26 protein-coding genes, 2 tRNA genes and 1 pseudogene are annotated in these 25,335 nt (G+C 69.2%); 15 read left to right on the plus strand and 14 right to left on the minus strand.

Translation table 11 applies throughout. The features are described from left to right. Window positions 1-145 precede the first annotated feature (145 nt). On the minus strand, window positions 146-760 hold the full coding sequence (locus J1M46_RS05650; RefSeq protein WP_206446935.1) for a hypothetical protein: 615 nt from the start codon (window positions 758-760) through the stop codon (window positions 146-148). Between the two features lie 58 nt (window positions 761-818). Between J1M46_RS05650 and J1M46_RS05655 the strand changes: the two genes are divergently transcribed. Both J1M46_RS05655 and J1M46_RS05660 read left to right on the plus strand, forming a co-directional pair. Further along, window positions 819-1,736: an acyl-CoA thioesterase gene (locus J1M46_RS05655; protein ID WP_206446936.1), complete on the plus strand. Its 918-nt coding sequence runs from the start codon at window positions 819-821 to the stop codon at window positions 1,734-1,736. Beyond that, window positions 1,733-2,308 (plus strand): GNAT family N-acetyltransferase, encoded by a 576-nt coding sequence (locus J1M46_RS05660; RefSeq protein ID WP_206446937.1) that lies wholly within the window; start codon window positions 1,733-1,735, stop codon window positions 2,306-2,308. Before J1M46_RS05655 ends, J1M46_RS05660 begins: the two co-directional genes overlap by 4 nt. 234 nt (window positions 2,309-2,542) lie before the next feature. Here the strand turns inward: J1M46_RS05660 and J1M46_RS05665 are convergent, their stop codons facing one another. From J1M46_RS05665 to J1M46_RS05685, 5 genes are read right to left on the minus strand one after another with little or no spacing between them, the layout of a single operon-like run. Continuing rightward, window positions 2,543-4,072 (minus strand): CoA-acylating methylmalonate-semialdehyde dehydrogenase, encoded by a 1,530-nt coding sequence (locus tag J1M46_RS05665; RefSeq protein WP_206446938.1) that lies wholly within the window; start codon window positions 4,070-4,072, stop codon window positions 2,543-2,545. Between the two features lie 43 nt (window positions 4,073-4,115). Beyond that, complete coding sequence (locus J1M46_RS05670) at window positions 4,116-4,601, minus strand: acyl-CoA thioesterase (protein ID WP_446698562.1); 486 nt, start codon at window positions 4,599-4,601, stop codon at window positions 4,116-4,118. After that, window positions 4,601-6,283 (minus strand): energy-dependent translational throttle protein EttA, encoded by a 1,683-nt coding sequence (gene ettA / locus J1M46_RS05675; protein WP_206446939.1) that lies wholly within the window; start codon window positions 6,281-6,283, stop codon window positions 4,601-4,603. Before ettA ends, J1M46_RS05670 begins: the two co-directional genes overlap by 1 nt. A gap of 4 nt (window positions 6,284-6,287) precedes the next feature. Beyond that, window positions 6,288-6,764: a DUF6993 domain-containing protein gene (locus tag J1M46_RS05680; protein ID WP_206446940.1), complete on the minus strand. Its 477-nt coding sequence runs from the start codon at window positions 6,762-6,764 to the stop codon at window positions 6,288-6,290. A 37-nt stretch (window positions 6,765-6,801) separates the two neighbouring features. Then, window positions 6,802-7,281 carry a single-stranded DNA-binding protein gene (locus J1M46_RS05685; protein WP_206446941.1) on the minus strand — a complete coding sequence of 160 codons (480 nt, stop codon included), beginning with the start codon at window positions 7,279-7,281 and terminating at the stop codon, window positions 6,802-6,804. 193 nt (window positions 7,282-7,474) lie between these two features. Here J1M46_RS05685 and J1M46_RS05690 point away from each other — a divergent pair, with 193 nt between their 5' ends. Continuing rightward, on the plus strand, window positions 7,475-7,714 hold the full coding sequence (locus tag J1M46_RS05690; protein WP_206446942.1) for a hypothetical protein: 240 nt from the start codon (window positions 7,475-7,477) through the stop codon (window positions 7,712-7,714). 87 nt (window positions 7,715-7,801) lie between these two features. Here J1M46_RS05690 and J1M46_RS05695 read toward each other — a convergent pair whose 3' ends face one another. Together J1M46_RS05695 and J1M46_RS05700 are read right to left on the minus strand one after the other, a co-directional pair. After that, entirely contained in the window at window positions 7,802-8,362 is a 561-nt protein-coding gene (locus J1M46_RS05695; protein ID WP_206446943.1) for a YceI family protein, read from the minus strand. A gap of 97 nt (window positions 8,363-8,459) precedes the next feature. Beyond that, window positions 8,460-9,131 (minus strand): DedA family protein, encoded by a 672-nt coding sequence (locus J1M46_RS05700; RefSeq protein ID WP_342384289.1) that lies wholly within the window; start codon window positions 9,129-9,131, stop codon window positions 8,460-8,462. 60 nt (window positions 9,132-9,191) lie between these two features. Between J1M46_RS05700 and J1M46_RS05705 the strand changes: the two genes are divergently transcribed. From J1M46_RS05705 to J1M46_RS05750, 10 genes are all read left to right on the plus strand, one after another. Continuing rightward, window positions 9,192-9,264 (plus strand) — tRNA-Arg (locus J1M46_RS05705). Window positions 9,265-9,289: 25 nt separating this feature from the next. Continuing rightward, on the plus strand, window positions 9,290-10,141 hold the full coding sequence (locus tag J1M46_RS05710; protein ID WP_206446944.1) for a serine hydrolase: 852 nt from the start codon (window positions 9,290-9,292) through the stop codon (window positions 10,139-10,141). 58 nt (window positions 10,142-10,199) lie between these two features. Beyond that, entirely contained in the window at window positions 10,200-10,721 is a 522-nt protein-coding gene (locus tag J1M46_RS05715; protein ID WP_206446945.1) for a pyridoxamine 5'-phosphate oxidase family protein, read from the plus strand. A 31-nt stretch (window positions 10,722-10,752) separates the two neighbouring features. Next, window positions 10,753-11,394 (plus strand): HAD family hydrolase, encoded by a 642-nt coding sequence (locus J1M46_RS05720; RefSeq protein ID WP_206446946.1) that lies wholly within the window; start codon window positions 10,753-10,755, stop codon window positions 11,392-11,394. A 71-nt stretch (window positions 11,395-11,465) separates the two neighbouring features. Further along, window positions 11,466-12,050, plus strand: coding sequence for an oligoribonuclease (gene orn / locus J1M46_RS05725; protein ID WP_206448600.1), 585 nt, complete (start codon window positions 11,466-11,468; stop codon window positions 12,048-12,050). A 66-nt stretch (window positions 12,051-12,116) separates the two neighbouring features. Next, window positions 12,117-12,189 (plus strand) — tRNA-His (locus J1M46_RS05730). Between the two features lie 282 nt (window positions 12,190-12,471). Further along, complete coding sequence (locus tag J1M46_RS05735) at window positions 12,472-12,633, plus strand: hypothetical protein (protein ID WP_206446947.1); 162 nt, start codon at window positions 12,472-12,474, stop codon at window positions 12,631-12,633. A gap of 368 nt (window positions 12,634-13,001) precedes the next feature. Beyond that, entirely contained in the window at window positions 13,002-13,292 is a 291-nt protein-coding gene (locus J1M46_RS15905) for a BCCT family transporter (protein ID WP_446698563.1), read from the plus strand. Between the two features lie 420 nt (window positions 13,293-13,712). Beyond that, the gene (locus J1M46_RS05745) at window positions 13,713-15,026 is read left to right on the plus strand and encodes an ISL3 family transposase (protein WP_206446949.1); all 1,314 of its coding nucleotides are present in this window, start codon (window positions 13,713-13,715) and stop codon (window positions 15,024-15,026) included. Continuing rightward, window positions 15,023-15,478, plus strand: coding sequence for a hypothetical protein (locus tag J1M46_RS05750; protein WP_241249031.1), 456 nt, complete (start codon window positions 15,023-15,025; stop codon window positions 15,476-15,478). Before J1M46_RS05745 ends, J1M46_RS05750 begins: the two co-directional genes overlap by 4 nt. A gap of 41 nt (window positions 15,479-15,519) precedes the next feature. On the opposite strand, the gene J1M46_RS05755 is transcribed toward J1M46_RS05750, so the two are convergent. The 3 genes and pseudogenes from J1M46_RS05755 to J1M46_RS15300 all read right to left on the minus strand — a co-directional run. Then, on the minus strand, window positions 15,520-18,036 hold the full coding sequence (locus J1M46_RS05755; RefSeq protein ID WP_206446950.1) for an AAA family ATPase: 2,517 nt from the start codon (window positions 18,034-18,036) through the stop codon (window positions 15,520-15,522). Next, the gene (locus J1M46_RS05760) at window positions 18,033-18,194 is read right to left on the minus strand and encodes a hypothetical protein (RefSeq protein ID WP_206446951.1); all 162 of its coding nucleotides are present in this window, start codon (window positions 18,192-18,194) and stop codon (window positions 18,033-18,035) included. Before J1M46_RS05760 ends, J1M46_RS05755 begins: the two co-directional genes overlap by 4 nt. Before the next feature lie 250 nt (window positions 18,195-18,444). Next, window positions 18,445-18,740 (minus strand): annotated as a pseudogene (locus tag J1M46_RS15300) (transposase); the annotation flags it as partial. A 335-nt stretch (window positions 18,741-19,075) separates the two neighbouring features. Between J1M46_RS15300 and J1M46_RS05770 the strand changes: the two are divergent. Further along, entirely contained in the window at window positions 19,076-19,486 is a 411-nt protein-coding gene (locus tag J1M46_RS05770; protein WP_206446953.1) for a four-helix bundle copper-binding protein, read from the plus strand. 352 nt (window positions 19,487-19,838) lie between these two features. Here the strand turns inward: J1M46_RS05770 and J1M46_RS05775 are convergent, their stop codons facing one another. Continuing rightward, window positions 19,839-22,934 carry an efflux RND transporter permease subunit gene (locus tag J1M46_RS05775; protein WP_206446954.1) on the minus strand — a complete coding sequence of 1,032 codons (3,096 nt, stop codon included), beginning with the start codon at window positions 22,932-22,934 and terminating at the stop codon, window positions 19,839-19,841. A gap of 167 nt (window positions 22,935-23,101) precedes the next feature. On the opposite strand from J1M46_RS05775, the gene J1M46_RS05780 reads away from it, so the two are divergent. Further along, on the plus strand, window positions 23,102-23,563 hold the full coding sequence (locus J1M46_RS05780) for a MarR family transcriptional regulator (protein ID WP_206446955.1): 462 nt from the start codon (window positions 23,102-23,104) through the stop codon (window positions 23,561-23,563). Between the two features lie 778 nt (window positions 23,564-24,341). Here J1M46_RS05780 and J1M46_RS05785 read toward each other — a convergent pair. Both J1M46_RS05785 and J1M46_RS05790 read right to left on the minus strand, forming a co-directional pair. Next, on the minus strand, window positions 24,342-24,551 hold the full coding sequence (locus J1M46_RS05785) for a hypothetical protein (protein ID WP_206446956.1): 210 nt from the start codon (window positions 24,549-24,551) through the stop codon (window positions 24,342-24,344). 74 nt (window positions 24,552-24,625) lie between these two features. After that, the gene (locus J1M46_RS05790; protein WP_206446957.1) at window positions 24,626-25,129 is read right to left on the minus strand and encodes a hypothetical protein; all 504 of its coding nucleotides are present in this window, start codon (window positions 25,127-25,129) and stop codon (window positions 24,626-24,628) included. Window positions 25,130-25,335: the final 206 nt, after the last annotated feature.

The raw sequence follows: 25,335 nt of genomic DNA on the forward strand, positions 1-25,335 counted from the left end.
CGCCGACCTGTTCGGCATCAACGCCTACGCACCCAAGTCTTAGGTCATACACGCGCCGGACCAGGAAACCCGCTCTGACCGGGACAAACGTCACTCACGCCACGGCTATCCCGGAAAGTCCCGCTAGTGGGACGGGCTGCAGGCTCTAGCGCGCCAGCACCTCGCCCGCGCGACCGGACGCGCGCGTCCACCCACCGGATTCCGTCACCCGCACCGGCTCCTCGCCCAGGAAGCGCATGGCGACGAGCGCCGCCGCCTGGCCCGCGGTGAGTCCGCTGGCGTCGACGCTTCGGCCCCAGACAGCTCGCTCCGCCCGGCGCCGCACGGGCTCGCCAGGCGATGCCGGCAGCGCGGCCTCGACATCCGACGCCGCCTGCATCGCCAGCTCGCGCACGCGCGCGGGGTCGACGTCGCCGAGGTGCACCCAACCGCCTCTCGGCGGTGAGACGGCGGCCCACGCGGGGCGACCAACGGCATCCGGCACCTCGACATCGGCTCCCTGCCCCAGCGCCTCGCGCAGCCCCGGCAGCGCCACGACACCGTCGAAGCGCGCCGGCTCGCGCATGCGGGCGGCGCGGGCGACCAGCACCGTCGGGCCCGTGTCGAGCAGCCCTGCGGATGCGGTCATGGGCGTCGTGAGGAGCGCCACGTCGCCGTCGGCCGACAGCCGCACGGTGCCGTCGCCGAAGACGGCTGCCCGATCGAGGAGCAGGACGAGGTCGGCGCGGGCGCGGTCGTCGAGGGAGAGGATGGCGTGCATGCGATCTCTAGACTAGGACGGCCCCGACCGGGGCCGAGCATCGTCTGAGAGGACCGGCATGACCGAGAGCATCCGCATCCTGCTGGAGACGCTGACCCTGACCGACACCGGTGCGCGCACCGATGAGGACATCTTCACCGGCAAGAGCCATCCGATGCCCCACGGCCGCGTGTTCGGCGGCCAGGTGATGGCGCAGGCCGTCGTCGCTGCGCAGCGCACCGTCGAGGAGGACCGGCAGATCCACTCGGTGCACGGGTACTTCGTGCGGCCGGGCGACGTCGAGCAGCCCATCACCTTCGCCGTCGAGCGCATCCACGACGGCCGCTCGTTCTCGACCCGGCGCGTGCAGGCCTATCAGCACGGCAAGCCGATCATGTCGATGATCTCCTCCTTCCAGGACCTCGACGACGGCCCCTCCTCGCAGCACGCGATGCCGCAGGGGCTGCCGCAGCCGGAGGAGTTGCCGAGCTCCGACGAGCTGCTGGCCGCCTACGCCGAGCACCCGCAGGCGCGCGCCGTGATCTCCCGCCCGTTCGACATCCGCCATGTGGAGGGCCCGATCTTCCTGCCGGACCCGTCGCGGCCGCGGGATGGCAAGCAGCACGTCTGGATCAAGGCGAAGCACCGGCTGCCCGACGAGGACGCCCTGCACCGCGCCGCGCTCGCGTACCTCTCGGACTACGCGATGCTCGAGCCGATCGTGCGCATGCACGGCGCCGCCTGGACGACGCCCGGGCTGAAGGCTGCGAGCCTTGATCACGCGCTCTGGTGGCACCGGCCCGTGCGCGTCGACGAGTGGCTGCTGCTCGAGCTGGAGACGAGCTCGTCCGGCGGCGGGCGCGGCCTCGGGCACGGCTACATCTACGCGGCAGACGGCACGCACGTGGCCACGGTCGCGCAGGAGGGCATGGTGCGGCTGCCGAACCATGCCGCGGCGCCGGGGAGCGAGGCCGCGCCAGCCACGGAGCAGCCGTGACCGTGCAGCCGATCGAGCCGGTGGAGGCGATGCGCATCATGCGTGCCGCGCTGCCGATCCGCACGGAACGGCTGGTGCTGCGCACTCTGCGGCCCGACGACCTGCAGACGGTCGGCGCCTACCGCAATGCGCCCGGTCAGCGGCGCTGGACGTACACGCGCGAGCAGACCGAGGCGGAGCTGATGGCCTGGACGGCCGGTGGCGCGCCGGTGTTCCTGCGCGACGGCGATGCCGTCCAGCTCGGCATCGAGCAGGACGGTGCGCTCGTCGGCGACCTCATGGTGCGCATCACCAGCCTGGCGAACCGGCAGGCGGAGCTCGGCTGGATGGTCGCCGCCGAGGCGCAGGGCAGGGGCATCGCTACCGAGGCGGCGAGGGCGGCGCTCGAGCTCTGCTTCGCGCTCGGGGCGCACCGGGTCTCGGCGCAGCTCGATGAGGAGAACGTCGCCTCGCGGCGGGTCTGCGAGCGCATCGGCATGTCGCTCGAGGGCCGCTTCGTCGACGACGAGGTGAACCCGGCGACGGGCGAGCTCGGCACGTCGCTCTTCATGGCGGTGCGGCGGAGCGCGTAGGCGCGGCGGGGAACCGATCCCCGGCTCGAGACGGGCCGGGGCGCTGGCGTCGCGGCGCTGCGGCGCGCGCCTCCGGCGGGAGCCGATCCCCGGGCCCGAGACGGGCCGGGGCGCTGGCGTCGCGGCGCTGGGAAGCGTAGAAGCGACGAGGAACGGATCCTCCGGCCCGGGACGGGCCGGGGCGCTGGCGTCGCGGCGGCGGCCCGAAAGGGCCGCCGCTTCAGCTCCAGCGCGCTAGTCGTGCTGCGGGAAGCCCAGATTCAGGCCGCCGTGGCTCGGGTCGAGCCAGCGGCTGGTCACGACCTTCTCGCGCGTGTAGAACTCGAACGCGTGCTTGCCGTAGGCCTTGCCCTGACCGAAGATCGAGCGCTTCCAGCCGCCGAACGAGTGGTACCCGACCGGCACCGGGATCGGCACGTTGATGCCGACCATGCCCACCTGCACCTCGTTCTGGAAGCGGCGCGCGGCGCCGCCGTCGTTCGTGAAGATCGCCGTGCCGTTGCCGTACGGGTTGCTGTTGATGAGTTCCAGGCCCTCCTCGTACGATGCGACGCGCACGATCGAGAGCACCGGACCGAAGATCTCCTCCTTGTAGGCGCTCGAGTCGGTCGGCACATTGTCGATCAGCGTCGGCTTCAGCCAGAATCCGTTCGGGTCGCCATCGACCTCCGGGTCGCGCCCATCGACGAGCACGTCCGCGCCGTCGTCGGCCGCGGTCTGGATGTAGCCGGCGACCTTGTCGCGGTGCTGCCCGGTGATGAGCGGCCCCATGTCGTTGTCGCGCGTGCCGTCGCCGGTGCGGATGGCCCCCATCTTCTCCTTGATCTTGGCGGCGAGCTCGTCGGCGATCGAGTCGACGGCCACCACGACCGAGATCGCCATGCAGCGCTCCCCCGCCGAGCCGAAGCCGGCGTTCACCGCGGCATCGGCGGTGACGTCGAGGTCGGCGTCGGGCAGCACCAGCATGTGGTTCTTCGCACCGCCGAGCGCCTGCACGCGCTTGCCGTGCTTCGAGCCGGTCTCGTAGACGTACTCCGCGATGGGCGTCGAGCCGACGAACGAGATGGCCTGGACGTCCGGGTGCGTCAGCAGCGTGTCGACGGCTTCCTTGTCGCCATGGACGACCGAGAGCACGCCGTCGGGCAGGCCCGCCTCCTTGAAGAGCTCAGCGATGAACACCGCCGACGACGGATCCTTCTCGCTCGGCTTGATGATGACCGAGTTGCCGGCAGCGAGCGCGACCGGCGCGAACCACAGCGGGATCATGGCCGGGAAGTTGAAGGGGCTGATGATGCCGACCACGCCCAGCGGCTGGCGCAGCGAGTAGACGTCGACGCCGGTCGAGGCGTTCTCGGAGTACTCGCCCTTGGTCAGCAGCGGGAACGCGGTCGCGAGCTCGGCGACCTCGATGCCGCGGGCGATCTCACCCAGCGCGTCCGAGTGCACCTTGCCGTGCTCGCGCGTCACGATGGTGGCGAGCTCGTCCTTGCGCTGCACGATCAGCTCGCGGAAGCGGAACATGATCGCCTGGCGCTTCGCGATCGACAGGTCGCGCCATGCCGGGAAGACAGCCTTCGCGGTCGCGATCGCCTCGCCCACCTCGTCGCTGCTCGCGAGCCCGACCTCTGACACCACCTGCCCGATGGCGGGGTTGAACACCGGTGCGGTGCGGCCCTTCCCCTCACGCCGAGCGCCCGAGATCCAGTGCGGGATCGCGGTCGGCTTGGTGGACTGCTCGGTGGTCTCGACGACGGTGTCGGTCATGTGACGCTCCAGACTTCGGGGTGGCGACGTTGCGCTCCCCAGCCTATCGAGCGTCGGCCTCCGCGGCGCCCGTCGATCCGCGCCGGAAGGCGATCGGCGCATCCAGGTACGGCTCCCACGCGGCCCGCTCGGCCACCGTGAGGCGCCGCGGAGTGCCGGAGACGGCATCCAGCATCACGACGGTCGTCTGCGCGCGGGCGTAGAGCTGCGCGGCGTCGGGCGAGCGCACCTCGTAGCAGACGTCCATCGAGGCGCCGGCCATGCGGCCGATCCACATGTCGACGATGATCGGCTGGCGGTGGTGCGGGATCTGCGCGAGGTACTCGGCCTCCTGCCGCGCGATCACGGTGACGCTCGTCGCGCCGGGTCCCGCATCGATCACGGCCGTCGTGGGCGAGCCCTCGGGCCCGCCAGCCCAGAACGCGGTGACGCGGGCCTCCTCGAGCAGCGTCAGCAGCGCAGCGTTGTTGACGTGCCCGTACGCGTCCAGATCCGACCAGCGGATGCGGACGGGCACGGGCAGGCGCATCAGTCCCTCGTGAGCTTGCGGTACGCCGAGCGGTGCGGCTTCGCCGCATCCGGCCCGAGCCGCTCGATCTTGTTCTGCTCGTAGGCCTCGAAGTTGCCCTCGAACCAGTACCACTGGCCCGGGTCCTCGTCGGTGCCCTCATAGGCGAGGATGTGCGTCGCGATGCGGTCGAGGAACCACCGATCGTGCGTGATCACCACGGCGCAGCCGGGGAACTCGAGCAGCGCGTTTTCCAGGCTGCCGAGCGTCTCGATGTCGAGGTCGTTCGTGGGCTCGTCGAGCAGCAGCAGATTGCCGCCCTCCTTGAGCGTGAGCGCGAGGTTGAGGCGGTTGCGCTCACCGCCGGAGAGGATGCCGGCACGCTTCTGCTGGTCGGGCCCCTTGAAGCCGAACTGGCTGACGTAGGCGCGCGAGGGGATCTCGACGTTGCCGACCTGGATGTAGTCGAGGCCGTCCGAGACGACCTCCCACAGGTTCTTGTTGGGGTCGATGTTCGAGCGGCTCTGGTCGACGTAGCTGAGCTTGACCGTCTCGCCGATCTTCAGATCGCCGCCGTCGAGCGGCTCGAGGCCGACGATGGTCTTGAAGAGCGTGGTCTTGCCGACGCCGTTCGGGCCGATGACGCCGACGATGCCGTTGCGCGGCAGCGTGAACGAGAGACCGTCGATGAGCGTGCGCCCGTCGAAGCCCTTCTGGATGCCCTTGGCCTCGAGCACGATCGAGCCGAGTCGCGGGCCCGGCGGGATCTGGATCTCCTCGAAGTCGAGCTTCCTGGTGCGCTCCGCCTCCGCCGCCATCTCCTCGTACCGGGCCAGACGCGACTTCGACTTCGCCTGTCGGCCCTTCGCGTTCGAGCGCACCCAGTCGAGCTCCTCGGAGAGGCGCTTGGCGAGCTTCTGATCCTTCTTGCCCTGGATCTGGAGTCGCTCTGCCTTCTTCTCGAGGTAGGTCGAGTAGTTGCCCTCGTAGGGGTAGAGGCGCCCGCGGTCGACCTCGCAGATCCAGCCGGCGACGTGGTCGAGGAAGTAGCGGTCGTGCGTCACGGCCATGACGGCGCCGGGGTACTTGGCGAGGTGCTGCTCGAGCCAGAGCACGCTCTCGGCGTCGAGGTGGTTCGTGGGCTCGTCGAGCAGCAGCAGGTCGGGCTTCTCGAGCAGCAGCTTGCACAGCGCGACCCGGCGGCGCTCACCACCGGAGAGGTTGGTGACGGGCCAGTCGCCGGGCGGGCAGCGCAGCGCATCCATGGCCTGCTCGAGCTGGGAGTCGAGGTCCCACGCGTCGGCGGCGTCGATCTCCTCCTGCAGCGTGCCCATCTCGGTCATCAGCGCGTCGAAGTCGGCATCGGGGTTCGCCATCTCGGCGGAGATCTCGTTGAAGCGCTCGATCTTCGCCGTGAGGTGCCCGAAGGCGCCCTGCACGTTTTCGAGCACCGTCTTCGTCTCGTCGAGCTCCGGCTCCTGCATGAGGATGCCGACGGAGTATCCGGGGCTGAGCTTCGCCTCGCCGTTCGACGGGGTGTCGAGCCCGGCGATGATCTTGAGGATCGTCGACTTGCCCGCACCGTTGGGCCCCACGACGCCGATCTTGGCGCCGGGGAGGACTGCGGTGGTGACGTCGTCGAGGATCACCTTGTCGCCCACCGTCTTGCGGGCGCGGACCATCGAAAAAATGTACTCGGCCATGCCCTCAGTCTAGGCCGATGACGTCACCCACCAGACACCCTCCGCCGCCGAGCGCGACGGTGCGCAGCGCGAGCGGCTCGCCGTCGCCGACCTGACCGACCAGGCAGCCATCCTCGAGCCGCACGGCGATCTCCAGGAACGTGACGGGAGCCCCGAGCGAGTCGATCTCACGTGTGCGCTCGATCGCCGAGCGGTCGAAGCCGGCGGCCTCGACGGCGGCGACGAGCGCGTCGGGATCCGCGGGCGATCCGCCCGCGATCGCCGCGCGGAAGGCATCGAGCTCGGCGTCTGCAGCTGTCTCCGGCGCGGGCGCCTCGGATGTCGGCGCGTCCGTGGCCGATGCCTCCGAGCCCGTCGGCACGACCGAGGCTGCGGGCGTCCCTGTCGTCGGCTCAGCTTCGGGCCCGCCCGTCAGCGGTGCGGACGAGCAGCCTGCGAGCACGACCGATGCGAGCAGGGCGAGTGCTGCGAACCGGCGCACACGCCCTCCTTCGCTCCTGGACAGGGACGCCCTCAGCCTATGCCGCGTCGTGGATCGAGGCGGCCGGATTGCTCCACGTCGACTGCCCGGCGGCATGGTCGGCGCCAGCGAGAGCGAGGTCCTGCTGCTGCTCCTGCGGGTAGCCCGGGTCGTCCTGATCCTGGGGCGGGGCCGTGCGCCGCTCCTTGGTCGACGGGCCGACCCTCAGCGAGTGACCGACGTGCTCGGCGCGGATCTTCACGCTCGTGCCGCGCTTGTCACCGGACTCCCACTGATCGACCTTGAGCTTGCCGAGCACGACGACGACGTCACCCTTGCGCAGTGATGCTGCCACGTGCTCGGCGAACCTGCCCCAGGCCTCGATGGAGTACCAGTTGGTGTGGCCGTCCACCCACTCCTCTCCCTCCTTGCGGCGGGCCGTGCAGGCGAGACGGAACTCGGCGACGCGGTCGCCGTTGACGGACTTCAGGATCGGGTCAGCTCCGAGCGATCCCACGACAGTGATTGCATCATTCATGCGACGGAGGATGCCCGGCATCGCGTGCCGGCCGTCGGCCCGTTCGAGCGGGCTGTGGAGAACTCAGGCGCGCGGGCGGTGGAACCAGTGCAGAGTGCCATCTCCTCCATGCTCCGAGGCACTCCCGCATAGCCGCGCACGCCGCATGTTGGCGGCCGGTCGTAGCGTCGCAGACGACCGGGAGGAGCACCCCATGGCGATCATGACCAGCACCCAGCGCAGCAGGGCGCCGCACGCGCTGCACGTCGCGACCCGGCGCGTGCGCGACGATCTCTGGCGCGTGAGCAGCGCATCCGGCCTCGCCCTCGGATACATCGCCAGGGTCGACGGCTCCTACGAGGCGCGCCGGCTGCTGCCCGGCGGCACGACCACGCTGCCCATCGGTCGCGGCTGGGCGCTGGAGGACGCGCTCGCGTGCTTCACCGGCCCCTGAGACGACCGGGCACGAGCGGATGCGGCTTCGTCCGCCGACGACGAAGCGGGGCCGAGGCTGGTGCCCGGGCCCCGCTTCGCAGGTGGATCAGACCGTTGCAGGAACCTGCTTGATGGCCGAGATCTCGATCTCGACGTCGACATCGTCGGAGAGCATGACGCCGCCGGTCTCGATCGCGACGTTCCAGCTGATGCCGAAGTCGGTGCGCTTGATGCGCGTGCGGGCGGATGCGCCTGCGCGGGTGTTGCCCCACGTGTCCGGGCCGATGCCGCCGAACTCGACCAGCAACGAGACGGGCTTGGTGACGCCGCGCAGCTGCAGGTCGCCGTCGATGTAGAGGTCGTCGCCGTCGACGTGCGCGCCGGTGGAGACGAACGTCCACTCCGGGTTCTCCTCGATCGCGAAGAAGTCGTTCGACCGCAGGTGCGTGTCGCGGTCGGCGTTCTTGGTGTTGATCGTGGTCGGGTCGATCGTCGCGGTGATCGACGACTCCTCCGGGTTCTCGCCGAGCACGACGGTGCCCTCGAGGCCCTCGATCTCACCGCGCACCTTGGCGACCATCATGTGGCGCACCGAGAAGGTGACGTTGGAGTGCGAGCCGTCGATGACGTAGGTGCCGGGCTGGTAGCCGGGGATGTTCTGCAGCATAGGAGCGATGCCTTTCGGTATGCGGAAGTCGTTCAGAATTGAACAACGGCGCAGCGCCCCGCGCCATTCCCGATCTGCCGAGAAAGTTCTGCTGGGCTCACTCGCCGTGGAACAGGTGCTTGCCCTCTGCCTTGTTCTGCAGGATCCGCCGGGTCGCCCAGATGACCACCACGAGCACCACCGCGCCGATCACGAACCACTGGAGCCACTCCATGTAGGGCTCGATCACGTGGTAGTTCATGCCCAGCGTCACGCCGATCATGATGAAGATCGTGTTCCAGATCGCCGAGCCCAGCGCCGTCAGCCCCAGGAACAGCAGCACCGGCATCTTCTCGATGCCCGCCGGGATGGAGATGAGGCTGCGGAAGATGGGCAGGAAGCGGCCGAACAGCACCGTCTTCCAGCCGTGCTTCGCGAACCAGGCGGTGGTCTTGTCGATATCGCTCGCTCGCACCAGCGGCATCTTCGCGGCGATGCGTGAGAGCCGGTCGTGGCCGAGCCAGCGACCGAGCAGGTAGAGCAACAGCGCACCGACGACCGACCCGATCGTGGTCCAGATGATCGCCTCGGCGACGCTGAACGATCCCTGCGCGGCCGAGAAGCCGGCGAGCGGCAGGATGATCTCGCTCGGGATCGGCGGGAACAGGTTCTCGGCAGCGATCGCCACTGCCGCGCCGGGCGCACCGATCGCGTCCATCAGGCCGACGGCCCAGCCGGCGACGCCGGTGAGCTCGGAGTCGGCAGCGGTCTGCGTGAGGGAAGCGAGCACCCAGACAGCCTACGGTCGTGGCCCTGGGTGACTCGCTAGAATCGGTGCGCACCGCAGCACGCCCCCGTAGCTCAGCGGATAGAGCAGGAGCTTTCTAATCTCTTGGTCGCAGGTTCGACTCCTGCCGGGGGCACAGACGCCGCTGCGAGACTGAGCGGGTGAGCCTACTTGCCCGTGACCGCAGCACCGCCTACCGTCTGCGCGAGCGAGGCGAGATCGGCGCCGAACGGTTCGGCCGCCTCCACGAGGGCTCCCCGATGCTCGAGTGGGGCTCGATCACCAAGACCGTGACCGCCGCGCTCGCGCTCCGGCTCGAAGCGGCGGGTGCGCTCTGCCGCACCGACGCGGTCGTGACGCACCTTCCCGAGTCGGGCCTGCCGGCATCCGTCACCGTCTCCTCTCTCATCGCGCACACCTCGGGGCTGCCGCGGGTTCCCGCCGGCATCGACGACGTCTTCGATCCGTACGCGAAGTACACAACCGAGGCATTCGACCGCGACGTGGTGCCGACACTCGGGCAGCAGCGGCAGCAGCCGAAGCCGCTGCCGGAGTACTCGAACCTCGGCTACGCGGTGCTGACCCGCGTGCTGGAGACCGCGGGCGGCGGCAGCTGGTGGCAGCTGGCGAGCGAGCACGTGCTGAAGCCGCTCGGCCTCGACGACGTGGCGGTCGATCCGCCGCAGGAACGCAGGCCGGTGGTGCGCGGGTGGAACGGCGAGCCGCGCGTGCCATGGACGATGCACACCGGGCCCTTCGTCGGCGCCGGCGGCCTGTGGGGCACCTTCGACGCGCTCGAGCGGTGCGCGCCGGCGCTCGTGCGGAAGACGGCGGATGCGGGTTCCCCGGGCTGGCAGGTGCAGGGCGCGGTGCGCTGGCACAACGGGCACGTGCGCGACTCGGGCGCCTTCGTCGCGGTGCGACCGGATGCGGAGCGCGTCGTGACGGTGCACACGCTCGGCCGCCGGGCGGGCACCGCCGACCGGGTCGCCAGGCGCATCACGACTCGCTAGCCGGCCGCGCTCACGGTCGCCCCTGGCGTGTGTGGGCGGTGCATCGCATGCTGTCGGCATGATCACCGACCTCGATCCGATGCCCCCGCCCGCCCGCGACCGCCCGCAGCTGCCGGAGGGCTACGGCCTGCCGGCGGATGACGAGGGCCTGCTCGGCTGGGCCGAGGTGGAGTCGCGCCTGGCCGCCTCCCATCACTACTGGCTGTCCTCCGTGCGCCCCGACGGCCGGCCGCACAGCATCCCCCGCTGGGGCGTGTGGGTGGACGGCCGGTTCTGGTACGACGGCTCCCCCGAGACGCGACACGCGCGCAACGCCGAGCGCAACCCCGCCGTTACCCTGACGCTCGAGGACGGCAAGGAGGCCGTCATCGTCGAGGGTGAGTCGCAGGCGACCAGGGCGGGGGCCGCAGGGCTCGGCGCTCGCCTCGCCGCCGCGTTCGAGAAGTACCACGGCGACGGCTACGCGCCGGAGGCCGACGCCTGGTCGGGCGACGACGGCGGCGGCCTGCGCGTGCTCACGCCCTCGCGGGTGCTCGCATGGTTCTCGTTCCCGACGGATGTGACGCGCTTCCGCTGGTGATGCGGGCTCGCCGGCCTGGCAGGCTGAACGCATGACCGGCGCACTCCTGCTCGACATGGACGGCACGCTCATCGACTCCGAGGCGATGTGGCACGAGCACATGCGCGCGTTCGCGCACGAGCAGCGCATCGAGTGGACAGCGGAGGACGCCCACTGGACCACGGGGCGCCCGATGGTCGAGTGGGCGGAGCGGATGCGCGAGCGCGGCGTGGCGCTGGACCGGCCGGCGATCATCGCTGCCATCGCCGGCGCCGTCGCCGACGGCGTGCGAGCGGACGTGCCGTGGCTACCCGGCAGTCTCGCGCTGCTCGAGCGCGTCGCGGCCGCCGGCATCCCGGCCGCGCTGATCACCAATGCCACGCGAGAGAATGCCGCAGCGCTCCTGGACGCCGCGCCCGCCGGCGCCCTGCGGTTCGCCGTCACCGCCGACGATGTCGCGCGGTCCAAGCCCGACCCGGAGCCCTACGCGACGGCGATCGCGCGGCTCGGGGCCGACGCATCCGCCTGCATCGCCTTCGAGGACTCGTCCTCGGGTGCACGATCGGCGGTGGCCTCCGGCGCTCGCCTGTGGTTCCTCACCACGCAGCTGACCGAGTCGCCGGTGCCCGCGGAGCGCACGCTCGGCACCCTCGCCGATGTCGACATCGACGAGCTCTTCGCGCAGCTGGCCTGAACCCCCGTGGAGCGCGCGCATAGACTCGAGGCGTGGCTGCTGCTGATCGGATCGTCTGGATCGACTGCGAGATGACGGGCCTCGACCCCACGGTCGATGAGCTCGTCGAGATCGCGGTCGTCGTCACCGACTTCGAGCTCGAGGTGCTCGATCCCGGCCTGCAGGTGGTGATCAAGCCCTCCGACGCGGCGCTGACGCAGATGAACGACTTCGTGCGGCAGATGCACGCGACGAGCGGCCTCGACCTGCAGATCCCCCACGGCGTGAGCCTGGCCGACGCAGAGCTGCAGGTGCTCGAGTACGTGCAGCGCTTCGTGCCGCTCGAGCGCACCGCACCGGTGGGCGGCAACACGATCGGCACCGACCGCATGTTCCTGGCGCGCTACATGCCGGCACTCGACGGGTTCCTGCACTACCGCTCGATCGACGTCTCGAGCATCAAGGAGCTCTCGCGCCGCTGGTTCCCGCGCGCGTACTTCAAGAGCCCCGAGAAGGCCGGCGGCCACCGGGCGCTCGCCGACATCCTCGAGTCGATCCGCGAGCTGCGGTACTACCGCGCGGCGGTGTTCACGGATGCGCCGGGTCGCTCGAGCGAGGAGCTGCAGCAAATCTCGGAGCGGGCAGTGCAGGACTTCGGCGAGCATCTGCCGACCTGATGCCCCGATGCGGCATTCGGTCGCCGGATGTCGTACACTTTCCTAGTCGCGCCTTGCGCGCGCATGGTGGGTATAGCTCAGCTGGTAGAGCGCCGCCTTGTGGTGGCGGATGTCGCGGGTTCAAGTCCCGTTACTCACCCACAGACGGGTCAGGTGTGAACTTTCAACCAGGGACCACCCTTGGAGGAAGTTCGCACCTGGCCCCCTGTCTTTGCCTCGGCGGCCCAGGTGAGAGCGTCGGCCTGCAAGTCGGCGTCGCTCAGTCCGTCGTATGGAGTGCGGTAGCCGACGCGCACCTGGTTGTCCTCGTCGACATAGATCGCCTTAGACAGCGCCTGGTTCCACAACCGTCGAGCCCAGCCCCGAGACGAAGTTCGCCGAGCGCCCGGAGTTCGCGCCAGAGAACCTGCACCGCACGGCGATGATCGGCACCTCCGCCGAGGCCATCGAGCGGCTGCGGCACTACGAGGCGCTCGGCGTCGACGAGTTCAGCTTCTGGATCGACAACAGCATGTCGCACGGCGAGAAGGCTGCTTCGCTGCGGCTGTTCATCGACGAGGTCGTACCGACCTTTTCGAGCTAGGCAACGGCGTCGGATGCGTCGGCCGACGGGTGTCGGGATCCCCGGCGCGCGACCCATAACGAGCAACACGGCGAAGTGGAGCAGGACATAAACGAACGACGCACACCGCTGCGTGAGCAGTTGTCGGGCCGCGGCCCGGGGTACGGCGACTACGCCGACCCGGACAGCCCTGAGTTCGCCGGCCACGGGCTCGTGGCGGCCGGCGGCCCCAGCGCCGCTCAGCGACGGACGCCATGCCGCACCGACCGGGGTGATCTTCTAAGCGTCGATCGCGCTGATCCTGGCGTTCGTCGCTTGGGCGGCGCTCTGCACAGAGTCGCTGAGCGCGCGATGACCGCCGCCATCAACTAGACGACCGAGACGGTGGGGTGGTCGTACCTCGTCGTCACCACCAGGCGCATCTTCCTGCTGATTTGCGTCGCCGCAAGCGCTTCGGCCGCAGACGCCTGGGAGCCGACGCCGACCGTCCCGAGTTCAGCACGTGGGCGTGGCTCGCCATGATCCTCTCGGCCGTCTTGGGGTGTCATCGAGGACACGCCCGCCACACCGACTCCGTGACGGTCATCGACGCGAGGTTGTGCGTCCCGTCGCAGCCCGGCGGGAGGCTGCTGCACTGCGTGAGTTCTCATAAGTTGCGCGCTGCACATCGCGCGGAGTAGCGCGCCTGCCACCGCGGGCGCCGCGCCATCCGCATCGGATATTCCACGCTTCTGAGCATGCACGACGTCCAAAAACGCCGTCGCCTCGATCGCCGTGCGCGTGTCTCACAAACGACCGTTTGAGACGCAAGAGCACACCGCTCTGTCAGAGGGGCACGTTGACCAGGCTGCTGCGCTCCTGCGAACTGCATTGACGCCGCGCTGGTGCGCGCCTATGGAGAGAAGGGGGACCGGTCGTCCACGCGGAAGAAGGGCGACGGCCTGCGCCACGCTCACTCGGGTCTCGCGTGCCGCATCACGTATGGCGGCTCTTCGGACATTCGGTAGGGCAGGGGCGCGCCGGGTGATGACGCGCGGGTAGGGGTCGAGGTCCCCGAAGATCGGAAGCGCTAACCACCCGATCGATCGAAGGACCTCGACGTGTTCCACGCTACGGGGCGCGCTGCCGCGCCCGCTACCGACCCCTGCTCGCGCTGCGATCTGCTGCTTGGCCTGGAGGGTGTCCGTGTCGAGCATGTCGATCGCGGCGCGCGGGTGATGACCGTGACGGTCTCGAGCGCGGATGGGTCGGCCGGATGCCCGTCGTGCGGTGTCGTCGCGGTCGGCCACGGTCGCCGCAAGCGCATGCTCAACGACGCGCCAGGGACCGTGCGGGTCCGAATCCTCTGGCGGCAGCGCGTCTGGCGCTGCCCCGATCCCGACTGCGCGCGCGGCGTCTTCATCGAACAGCTGCCCGGCCTGGTCGCCCCTCGCGGCTCCATCACCGTCCGGGCGATCGACTGGGCGATCGGGCAACTGCGCCGCGAGCACGGCACGATCGCAGGGCTCGCCAGGCAGCTGGGCACGTCGTGGAAGACGCTCTGGCGGGCGATCCGGCCAGAGCTGGAACGGCTGGCCGCAGACGAGTCGCGCTTCGACGGCGTCACCTCGCTCGGGGTGGACGAGCACGTCTGGCACCACGTCGATCGCCGCAGGCGAGGGCCGCGCGAGCTCACCGGCATGGTCGACCTCACCCGCGACGAGCACGGCCGGGTGCGGGCGCGGCTGCTGGATCTCGTGCCCGGCAGAAGCGGCAAGGCCTACTCGGGCTGGCTGGTCGAGCGCGGCGACGCGTTCCGGCGCGGCGTGCGGGTCGCGGCACTGGATCCGTTCGCCGGCTACAAGACCGCGATCGACGCACGGCTCGACGACGCGACCGCCGTGCTCGACGCCTTCCACGTCGTCAAGCTCGGCACCCAGGTCGTGGACGAGGTCCGCCGGCGCGTGCAGCAGGCCACGCTCGGCCACCGCGGCCGCAAGGGCGACCCGCTCTACGGCATCCAGACGATCCTGCGCGCCGGGGCCGAGCACCTCACCGACAAGCAGCTCGCCCGCCTCGCCGCCGCGATCGAAGCCGACCCAGCGCACGAGGAAGTCTTCATCGCCTGGCAATGCGCGCAAGACCTCCGCGCCGCTTACCGCGCCGGCAACCTCGCCGAGGGACGCGCGATCGCCGAGCGGCTCGCGGACAGCCTGCACACGAGCCCGATCCCGGAGGTCGCGCGGCTCGGGCGGACGCTGCGCCGCTGGCGGGCCGCGTTCCTGGCGTACTTCACCACGAACCGCTCATCGAACGGCGGCACCGAGGCCATCAACGGCATCATCGAACTCCACCGCCGCCTCGCCCGCGGCTTCCGCAACCGAGACAACTACCGCCTCCGCATGCTCCTCATCGGCGGCGGGCTATTCGCATGACCCACACTCAACGGCGAAGAGCCAGTTTGAGCCGTCTCGACAGTCCTCACGACTGGCCTCCGATCGTCCCTCGGAGTGCTACTCAGGGGACGCCGCGAGACCTCGTAGACCCCACGATTAATGCGGTTGACCAGGGCCATTGTCTTCGGGGAGGAGTTGCCGAACGTGCCCAGCTCTACAGCCGCATCGGCTTCGCCCACGAATACCGCCCGGTCCGCAGCAACGAGCTCGCAGCCGTCATCACCCAGCGCCTGCCCCTACCCGACCCGGAGGACGACGGCCTCGCGCATACCGCAGCAGTCGCAGCGATCACCCGCGTCACCAGCGGCAACTTCAGGCTCGCCGACCGCCTCATCACTCAGATCACCCGCATCCTCGACATCAATCAGCGCGCACACCTCACCCCCGAAGCCGTCGACGCCGCCCAGGAAGCACTGCGCATAGGACGCTGAATGTCGCGTGGGCAGAGCGCGTCCCGCCCGTTCGGGGGCATCTACTTGATGAAGGTGGAACCCCACTTGGCCCGGTGCGCCTTCGCGAAGGTTCGAAGGTTCCCGCGAACGATCTTCAGTTCGGCGGTGCTCGGTGCTCCGTCATCGTGGTTCCCAGGGTTGAGCACCTTGGGCAAGACCTTCCACTTGCCGATCTCATCCGGGGTCAGCGCATATGGCGCCAGCAACGGGATGAGTTCACCGAGCATCGCTGCCTTCCCCTCTACGTCCTCGATCGTCGTAGGTGTTCCGTGCGCGGTCAGGTTGGTGGCGATGACCTGCTTCGCTAGCCGTTCGGCGGCGCGTCTGTAGGCTCCGGAGGCGTTTGCGCGGCCCGCAGCAGTAGGTGCGTTGACGCCATCCTCGCCGTGCAACATGTAGTTGCTGAATAGATCGGATGTCTGCGATGGCTCAGTGCCCTCTCCAATGTTCGAAAGAGTGAGCTCGTAGGCGATCGGCTCGTGCGCTTCGTTCAAGGTTTGCGCATGCTCCGCCAGCTTCGGGTCGTAGGTGGTAATGACGACTTGTACGTCCGAAGCCAGCAGGTCGGCCAATGTGTTCTGTACGAATGTGAGCCGGTGGTCACCGTCACTGCCGGGGATTGGGTCGTCCAGGAAGACGAACGGTGAGCCGACGAGCTGCGTGCGCGCCAAGAAGGTCGAAAGACCAAGAGCATTGAGTTGGGAATCGCTGAATACTCCTAGCGCGTCGCGCTCGATGGCATCGCTCTGCATGTCGGACTGCAAGGCGCCCACGAGGTTGACGAACACGGCCCCGGATGCGCGCCGCTTCACGCCGGCAAACCGGACGAGCTCTTCGGGCCGGATGGTGTTCCACCACCGCTCGATCGCGCCACTCATGGCGGCGAAGCGCTCGTCGAGGACAGCGGCGGCCGCCCTTTGCAGTGCGCGGTCAGCACGGGCCAAACGCTTCGCTGCCGACGTTCTCTGGAGCGAAGCATGCCGCTCGTCCGCGATCTCGTCGATGAGCCCTGCCGCTACCGAGAGCTCCCGCATGCCTTCGGCCTGCCTGCGTGAACGCACGATTGGCTCGGCCACTCTTCGGAGCGCATCAGTCGGTTCCTCCTCCGCCAGGCGCTTCCTGTACTCCGAGATCACCGATCGCGTCTCGGAGGTGTCGATCTCAGACTCAGGGGGGACGTCCTCGCGCCGACGGACGTGCTCGGCTAGCCGTCCGGCTGCTGTCTTGATCGACGTCACTGCGTCCAGAGCGAGCAGGAGTTGTTCGTCGAGTTCGAGTGCTCGCGTCGTTGCCGGCGGAAGCAGCTCGGGCACGCCACCTCCCAAGTCGACAGCCACAGATGCGATCTCGGCAGAGCGCTCTTGGCCCCATTGGGCGGCAACGGGACGTGCTCGCTGCACAGCGGAGACCCAGCCATCCACCTGCAGTTGGAACGTGCCGAGTGCTCTCTCAGCAGCGGCTGCCGCGCCTGCGAAGTGTTCCGTGCTGCGCAGGCGATGCTGGATCTGCGCGATCCGCTCGGCACTGAGCGCGTTCGGCGTCAAACACACAGGGCAGTCCACCGAGTGTTCAAGATTCGCAAAGGCGGGCGCGTCCGCGATGGCAGTGAGGACCGGCAACAACGAGCCCTCGACCGTGTGCACACGACGCACTTCATCGAGATACCTGCTGAGATCGGGAAGTGGCGGTAGGTCGGGGATCGCGCTGGCGACAAGGTCGTTTATTGGGAAGAGCCGATCATCTTGCGCTTGCGACACCAGTTCGAGTGCCGTCTGGAGTTCCGAGATCGTCGCCACCTTCGCATCGAAAAAGGCAGCGCCGGCCTCAAGAAGAGCGACTTCAATAGCGCGACGAAGCGCTGCGCGATCGCCGTCCACCTTCGCTAGCTGAACGGCGACTGATGCGAGTTGAGTGCGGGCAAGACGCTGCACTGCTGCAGCTCCCGGTCCAGGCGGGACATCTTCCAGCGTCGTGATCTGAGCCTTGACGCGGGCGCGCAGCAAGTCGAGATCGGACAGCGACAAGAGTGCTTTGAAGTACGTGGCACGCTGCTTCGGTTCGGTTGATAGAACATGCCGAAGTGTGTGCTGCAGCAGTACAGGCGCGGCGATGGCGTCGCTGTCCGGCTCGAATCCGAGCAGGTCGAAGGAGGTCGCCTCGTGTCCATCTACCGTGAGCTGGGATTCGCAATCAGCGGAGCCGGAGAAGTCGGCGATGAGATCCCGGCGGACTGTTCGGAGATTGCCGTCGGCGTCGCGGACGCCAGCCGCGACCCAAACAGGCCCATCGGGTGGCAGGTGCACGTTTCGAAGGCTGGCGTTGTACTCGGCCTTGGCTCCTCCGAAGAGGTCCCGCCGACTACTGCGACCGGTGATCAGCCATTCGGCCGCCTCGGCCAGGCTGGTCTTGCCGTGGCTGTTGCCAGCGTGAATGACGATGAGACGTGACGTCAGGTCCAGGCGCCGCGCTTCGGAGCCGAACGCACGGAAGCCCCGGACCTCGATCCACTCCAGTCGGGGACGCTTCGTCGATGTCACGCTAGCCATCCCTGCACGACACGGGAGAGCGCGGCGTCGAGCTCGGCATGGCTGTCTGCACCTGAGGCGGCCTCGGCGAGTTGTCTCGCATCAGAAGTCGTCGCGTTGTCCGGTAGCGCCGCCAGCAGGTCCACGACATTCGGCAGGAGTGAGCTCATGACCCCATCTTCGTCTGTAGCACCCGAGATCCCTCACCTGATTCCGATCTCCCTGATCTAGGGTCCTGCGCCGACGCAGCGAACGAGCAAGAGCGCGATCAGCTCAGCCCAAGGCCTTCACACGGCGCATGACATTTAAACCGGCGGGACAACGCCAGTTACTGCTGCGATACACAGATTCTCCGACCACGGGACGGGGTGTTGGGTGTCCTGTTGAGGGATCGTCTATCGGGACCCGCGGGACCGCAGCGGGGTGCCGCTGCCGGAGCTCGCTGGTCGCGAACGCATCGAGCGCGTCCCTCGCCGCGTCGGCGTTCGCGGTAAGGTGGATGTGCTCTAGGCGGCGACGACGGCCTTCCGGTCGCCGTAGGAGACGAACCGCATCGCGGCGCGGATCAGGTGCACGGCGCACGTCTACACGGTCGCCTGCGTCCAGGTCGCCTCGACCGCCTCCGGGGAGCCCGTGAGCCCGTCGCAGCAGACGAACTGACGCCCCGACGAACGGACGCCTCGATTGGCGAGCTCGGCGCAGAAGGACACCCAGAACCCACGGTCGTGCCGTGACGGCACTTAACGGTCGAGACGCGCGCGTAGCCAATCAATGCCATGCCCCAAGGGTGCCTGAAACCTCCCACGCTTCCAGCGGCGCACAGAGGTTGTGGTGACCTTTGTCGCGCGCTCACCCACGGCGTGTCGCGCAGGCTCCATCACTGCGCCTCATCCGCTCGTTAATGGTCCGCTCAAATGCCGACGCCATCGATCGCCGGTCGAGTCAGGAGCAACCCGGTCCTTTCGCTCCGCGATTGCAGGGGTGACAATGCGCGCCCCTCCGGGTTTCATGGTGTGCAGGCAGTCAGCCATCCCAGTTGAAGGAGAGCGCCATGACTAATCACGTGAAGACGATGCTCGACACCTACCCGAAGGACCTCGGCGGCATCGACACGCAGGCGCTCGCCGCCTGCATAGAGGCGTGCTTTGAGTGCGCCCAAACCTGCACGGCCTGCGCCGATGCGTGCCTGTCTGAGGACATGGTCGCTGAGCTCACGAAGTGCATCCGCACGAATCTCGACTGCGCAGACGTGTGCGAGACCACGGGCAAGGTGCTCTCCAGGCACACCGGCTATGACGCCAATCTCACCCGTGCCGTCCTGGAGGCCTGTCAGGCAGCATGCAAAGCCTGCGCGGACGAATGTGAGCAGCACGCGCAGATGCATGAGCACTGCCGCGTGTGCGCTGAGGCGTGCCGCCGTTGCGAGCGCGCATGCGCGGAGCTGCTCGCCGCGCTGGCCTGACCTGCATCGCCTCCCTCAAGAGGACGCACCACGTACTAACCCCCGCAGCCTCCCAGGCCGTGCCGTCTGGTTGCGGGTGTGAACCAGGTGCTCGACACCATCCTTCTTCGCCGCCGCACGACCAGTTGCCTGCGCCTCCGCCGTACGGGGTTAGCGGCGCCCCTGGGAGGCCCACCCGCTTCGAGGGCTGCAGGTGCCGGACGGTCAACCCATCGCCTGCGGATGGGCGATGGTGTGTCGCCCCACAGAAGCGCAGCGGCGACCGCGGCGACGATGCCGAGCACGTGCCTTGGTCGGGAGCGCCACGCTTCCCATAGTCGCGAATTCGGGTATGAAGGCCCTCAACCGACCATCATGCGGTGACGTCCGCGGCCGCCCGGCCGGTCCTGACCGACATGCGCTGCCGGCGACGGGCGCGGCGGCGCTCCTTGCCCTCCTCGAAGAGCAGGTAGAGCACGGGCACGAGGACCAGCGTCAGCAGGGTCGAAGACACGAGGCCGCCGATCACCACGATCGCGAGGTCCTGGCTGATGAAGCCGCTAGAGCCAGTCACGCCCAGCGCCATGGGCGTCAGGGCGAAGATCGTCGCGAGCGCTGTCATCAGGATCGGGCGCAGGCGCTGGCGCGCGCCGTTGAACACGGCATCGCGGACACTCTGCCCCTGCTTGCGGTACTGGTTGACGAGGTCGATCAGCACGATCGCGTTCGTCACCACGATGCCGATCAGCATCAGCATGCCGATGAGTGCTGAGATCCCGAGGGGCCTGCCGGTGATGAGGAGCAGCGCTATCGCACCCGTCGCAGCGAATGGGATGGACACGAGCAGGATGAGCGACTGCATGAGCGAGCCGAACGTGCCGACGAGCAGCAGGAACACGATCGCGATCGCGACCAGCATCGCGATGCCGAGCTGCTCGAACGACTCCTGCTGCGTCTCGGCGAGTCCGCCGATCTCGGCGCTGGTGCCGTCGGGCAGGTCGAGCACATCGACTCGCGACTGCACCTCGGCCGTGACAGGGCCGAGCTCGCCCTCGGCGGGCGTGATCGAGACGGTCGCGACGAGGTCGCCGTCCTGCCGTGCGACGGAGGTCGGCACGGTGACCTCCTCGACGGTTGCGAGCTGGCCGAGCTCGACCACGCCGAGCGCGGTCGGGATCGCCATGGACCGGAGCTCGTCGACCGTCTCGGGTGCCGGGGCGCCCTCGACGAAGATGCCGAGCTCCCCGCCGTCGATCGCGACCGTGCCGATGCTCTGGGGCGAGAGGATGCTGGCGACCATGCCGAGCAGCTGGATCTCGGTGAAGCCGCGCTGGAGCGCGGCAGTGCGATCCACCATGATCTGCACGGTCGGCTGTGCCGGAGCCACATCACTCGTGAGCTCGGCGACGTCAGGCGTGCCCTCGAGGGCGGCGAGGACGTCGTCGGCCGCATCGGCGAGGTCGGCGTCGTCTTCGGCGCGGACGAGCACGTCGATCGAGCCCCCGAAGCCGCTCATCGCGGCCGGATCGGTGAGGCTCACCTCGCCGGGCAGATCGAGCTCGGCGAGCCGCTCGCGCACGTCGTCCCGCAGCGCCGTCTGGTCGGCGTCGGGATCGGTGTTCACGATGAAGGTCGCCGCGCCGCCGCCGAGCATCGCCGCGAAGCCTCCGACGGAGCCGCCGCTCGAACCGGCCATCAGCATGACGTCCTCCACGCCCTCGGTCTCGCGCAGCGCATCCTCGACTTCGCGCGTCTCTTCGGAGACGGTCTCTAGGTCGGCTCCGGCCGCGAAGGTCTGCGTAGCCATGATCATGTTCTGGCCGGTGCTGCCGAGGAAGTCGACCTTGAGCAGCGGCACCAGCGCGACGGTGATGGCAAGCAGCACGGCAGAGGCGACGATGGTGAGCACCGGTCGCCTCTGGGTGCCGCGGAGGATCGGCGTATAGGCGCGCTGCAGCCAGGACCGGCGCTCCTTCTCCTCGGCCTGGCGACGCACCTGGTCGGGGTCGGTGGCGCCCTTGGGGCGACCGAGGAGCCAGTACGAGAGCACCGGCACGATCGTGAGCGCCACCAGCAGCGACGACAGCATGGCGATCGCGACGGTCAGTCCGAACGGGGCGAACAGCTCGCCGACCAGCCCACCGACCAGTGCGATGGGCAGGAAGACGGCGATCGTCGTGAGCGTCGACGCCGTGATTGCGCCGGCGACCTCGCGCACAGCGGTGAGGATCGCATGGCGCTTCTCCTCGCCGTAGGAGAGGTGGCGCTTGATGTTCTCGATCACGACGATCGAGTCGTCGACCACGCGCCCGATCGCGATCGTGAGCGCGCCGAGCGTGAGCATGTTCAGCGAGTAGCCGCCGAGGTTCAGGCCGACGAACGTGACCAGTACGGACAGCGGGATCGAGATCGCCGTCACGATGGTCGAACGGAGAGAGCCGAGGAACACGAGGATCGCGACGATGGCGAACAGCAGTCCGAGCAGGCCCTCGGTGGCCATGTGCTCGATCGACTCCTCGATGAACGGCGCTTGGTCGAACACGACCGTGAGCTGCAGTCCAGGGTTCTCATCGGTGAGCGCCGCGATCGCTTCCTCGATCGCGTGCGAGATCGCCACGACGTCACCGCCCTCCGCCGCGGTGATCGAGATCGAGAGCGCCTCGTCGCCGTTCATGCGCGTGATCGACGTCTGCGACTCCACCGCGAGCTCGACCTGCGCCACCTCGCCGATCGAGACGACCGTACCGGGCTGCGTCTGGCTCGCGAGCGGCAGCTGCTCGATCGCCTCGACCGAGTCGACCGGGGCACCGCCCTGCACGGGCAGCAGTTCGCCCTCCTCCGACACGCTGCCCATCGGCAGCGTCATGCCGTTGGCCTCGAGCGCCTGGGAGATCGCCTGCGGGCTCAGCCCGCTCGCGGCGAGCGCCGCGGCGTCGGGCGAGATGACGACGCGCTCCACGGCGCCGCCGGAGACCTCCGCGTCGCGCACCCCCTCGATCGCCTCGAGACGCGGCACGACCGTGTCGGTCAGCGTGGCGGAGATCGCGGGGATGTCCTCGTCGTCGGACGATGCCGTCATGAAGATCACCGGGATGGCCGACGTGCTGCCGTCGACGACGTTCGGCGTGGCGTTCTGCGGCAGCGCGACACCCTCGATCGCCTCCTCCACCGACTGGCGGAACTCCTCGACGTCGGTGCCGTAGGTGTAGGCGATCGAGACCAGCGACATGCTCGAGGATGAGGTGGCCACCACCTGCTCGACGCCCCCGAGATCCGAGATCGCTTGCGAGATCGGCAAGCTGACCTGCTCATCGATGACCTCGGGGCTCGTGCCGGGGGCGACAGTGACGACAGTGGTCTGCGGGAGCTCGACGGCGGGGATCAGCTCCTGCTTCAGCTGCGTCATCGAGAGGACGCCGAACGCGGCTATGAGCAGTGTCAGCAGCGCGACCACGGTGCGGTTAGCCAAGCTGAAGCGAGTGAGTCCGGACACGGAGTACCACCAGAGATCTAGGAGAGTGTTCTGTACGTCCGCAGTCATCGGCGTCGCGCGAAAAGGTTAGCGCAACGCTACACATCTGCCCGCTATGGCGTTGCTGTGAGCGCTCGGCGCGGCAGCGGCTATAACCTCAGGAGGTGGACCCAGACGACCCCGCGGAGCGCGATGCCGTGCTTGGCGAGCTGCTGCAGCTGCAGCGCGAGCTCGAGTCCTCCGCCATCCCGGGTGCGCTCCAGCCCATGCTGGAGCTGCAGCTCACCGTGCAGCAGCTCAAAGTGCTCGCGATCGTCGTGACCGAGACCCGAGGCGGCAGCATCCAGTCGCTGGCGAGGACGGTCGGCGTATCGCTCGCCACGATGTCCGGCATCGTCGACCGGCTCGCCTCGCAGGCGATGATCGAGCGCTCGGCAGACTCCAACGACCAGCGCGTGCGCCGGGTGGTCGCCACCGAGAGGGGACGCGAGACGGTCCAGCACCTGCTCGCAGCGCGACCGGAGCTCGGCCTGCCGCTACTGAGCCGCCTGTCACTCGACGACCTCCACGCGCTGGTGCAGGGCGTCCGCGCGCTGATGAACGCCGTCCGGGAGGGCGTGGCCTGACCGCGCAAGACCGGGTCCTTTCGGAACGTGGGGCACTCCGTGACCGTCTCAGCAGCGTCCTCCGTAGTCCCCGCCCAACCAGGGCGCCGCCCTCGCGCCGTGCCGTTCGGCACCGAGCAGCGCCATCGCAGCGGCACGCCGCAAGCGAGGGACCCGGCGCGGACTCTCCCGGACTATCGGCCGCGGTCCTGGCGCGCGATCGCGCCGCAGCGCCGGACCGGCGATTCGCGCCGCTCTGACGCCGTCCGTGCGCCTTCGGCGCCTCCTGCGGGTGCCGTGCCGGATCTGCGTCGACCAGCAGGCGATCGCGCTCCTGCTCGGCGCTCGCGCCCTTCCGCTCGAGGCTCGCGGCGAACGCCTGCCCCGCTCCGCGGAGTTGTACAGGTCCGCGACGCCGGCGAGCTTATGCTCGCTCTCCTCGCGCTGCTCCGAACCTGCAGCGCGGTGCTCCTCCGCGCCGGCGAACTGCTCGAGATCCCCCGCGCCGCCGCGGTCCCAATCCACGCCGCGCTCGAGTTCGTCGGCGCGCTGCTTCGACGCCTCCCTGCCTCCTGCTCGGCAGCTGAGTGCTGCTTCGCGGCCTCGGCACGGTCGGCCGCTGCGCTGTGGCTCGCGTGCAGGATCTCGGTCGTGCACAGGTCGGTCGCGTCGAGGTCGACGCCGACGCCGAACCGCTCCTGCACTTCGCGCTTGACCACTTGCGCGGCTGCAGCCGCCTCCCCGTCGTGGGGCGCCCAGGTCTGGGCGACTTCCACGACTCGGGCGGCCTGCTGCGCGCTCACGCTCCCCCACCATTCGGGCCGGTGGACGGTCGCGAGCTGGGCGCGCGCAACGAGCCGCTGCGCAACGAGCCGCTGCGCTGGGCTGCGGCCTCATCGAGTGCCCTCTGGGTGACCTTCGCTACCTGCCGGCCGAGCTGCGCTGCGACCGTCAGCGCGGTCCGCGAGAGACCGTCGCTCAGGTCGCCGATGCCGTCTCTTGCGTCCATCGTGCTCTCCTACCGCTCAGGTGTCGTCGTGTCGGGAACTCGCTGCTGCTGCGTGTCGGTGTCCGTCCGCGGCGTCACCGTGGCCGGAAGCGGCGAGCGGATGGTCGCGGGCGCCGCCAATCCCTCGCTCGCTCGTCGGATGTCGGCCGGCCGGCGGCGACGGTCACCGGACGCGGTTGCTGCGCGTAGAGCGTCTGCAGGCGCCCCTCGACGCCCTCGTGCAGCGCGCGGGAGGTCCGTGCATCACGCATCGCGCGATGCATCTGGACGACCGCGCCGGCGAACATGATCATCTGCTGCATCATCGCCAGCTGAGCCGCCATCGACTGCGGCCCGCGTGCTGCGGCCGCGACCACCAACGCGGCGCCGGCGAACGGGCTCTCGGCTTGGACTCGCCGCCGCGGCGCCTGGCGCCGCTGCGCCGACCGGCCGAGCGCGGATGCCGCCTGCGCCAGCTGCGGCCGCATCTCTTGCGGCGCCGTGCGCGACCACGCGGCCAGCGTGCCGGCGCCGTCACGCGCGAGTTCCGCCCACTGTCCGCGATCCTCGACGGGGATGCTCGCAAGCCGATCGTTCATCAGCTGGAGTCGCTGCGTTGCAACCTCCCAGTGCTGCTCGTCCGCTGGCTGTCGCTCCCGGCCTGGGGCGGCAACGCGCCGGTGGCGGTTGGCGGCGTTCCATTCCGCCACTGCCGCGCTCGCCGCGTCGGGGGCTATCGGGCCACGACTGCCGCAGCGCGGGCAGGCTGAGATCGAGCGCGAGCCTCCCACCCCCGTACCAGATC

This window comes from Agrococcus sp. KRD186 (genome assembly GCF_017168255.1).
Taxonomy (GTDB): Bacteria; Actinomycetota; Actinomycetes; order Actinomycetales; family Microbacteriaceae; genus Agrococcus.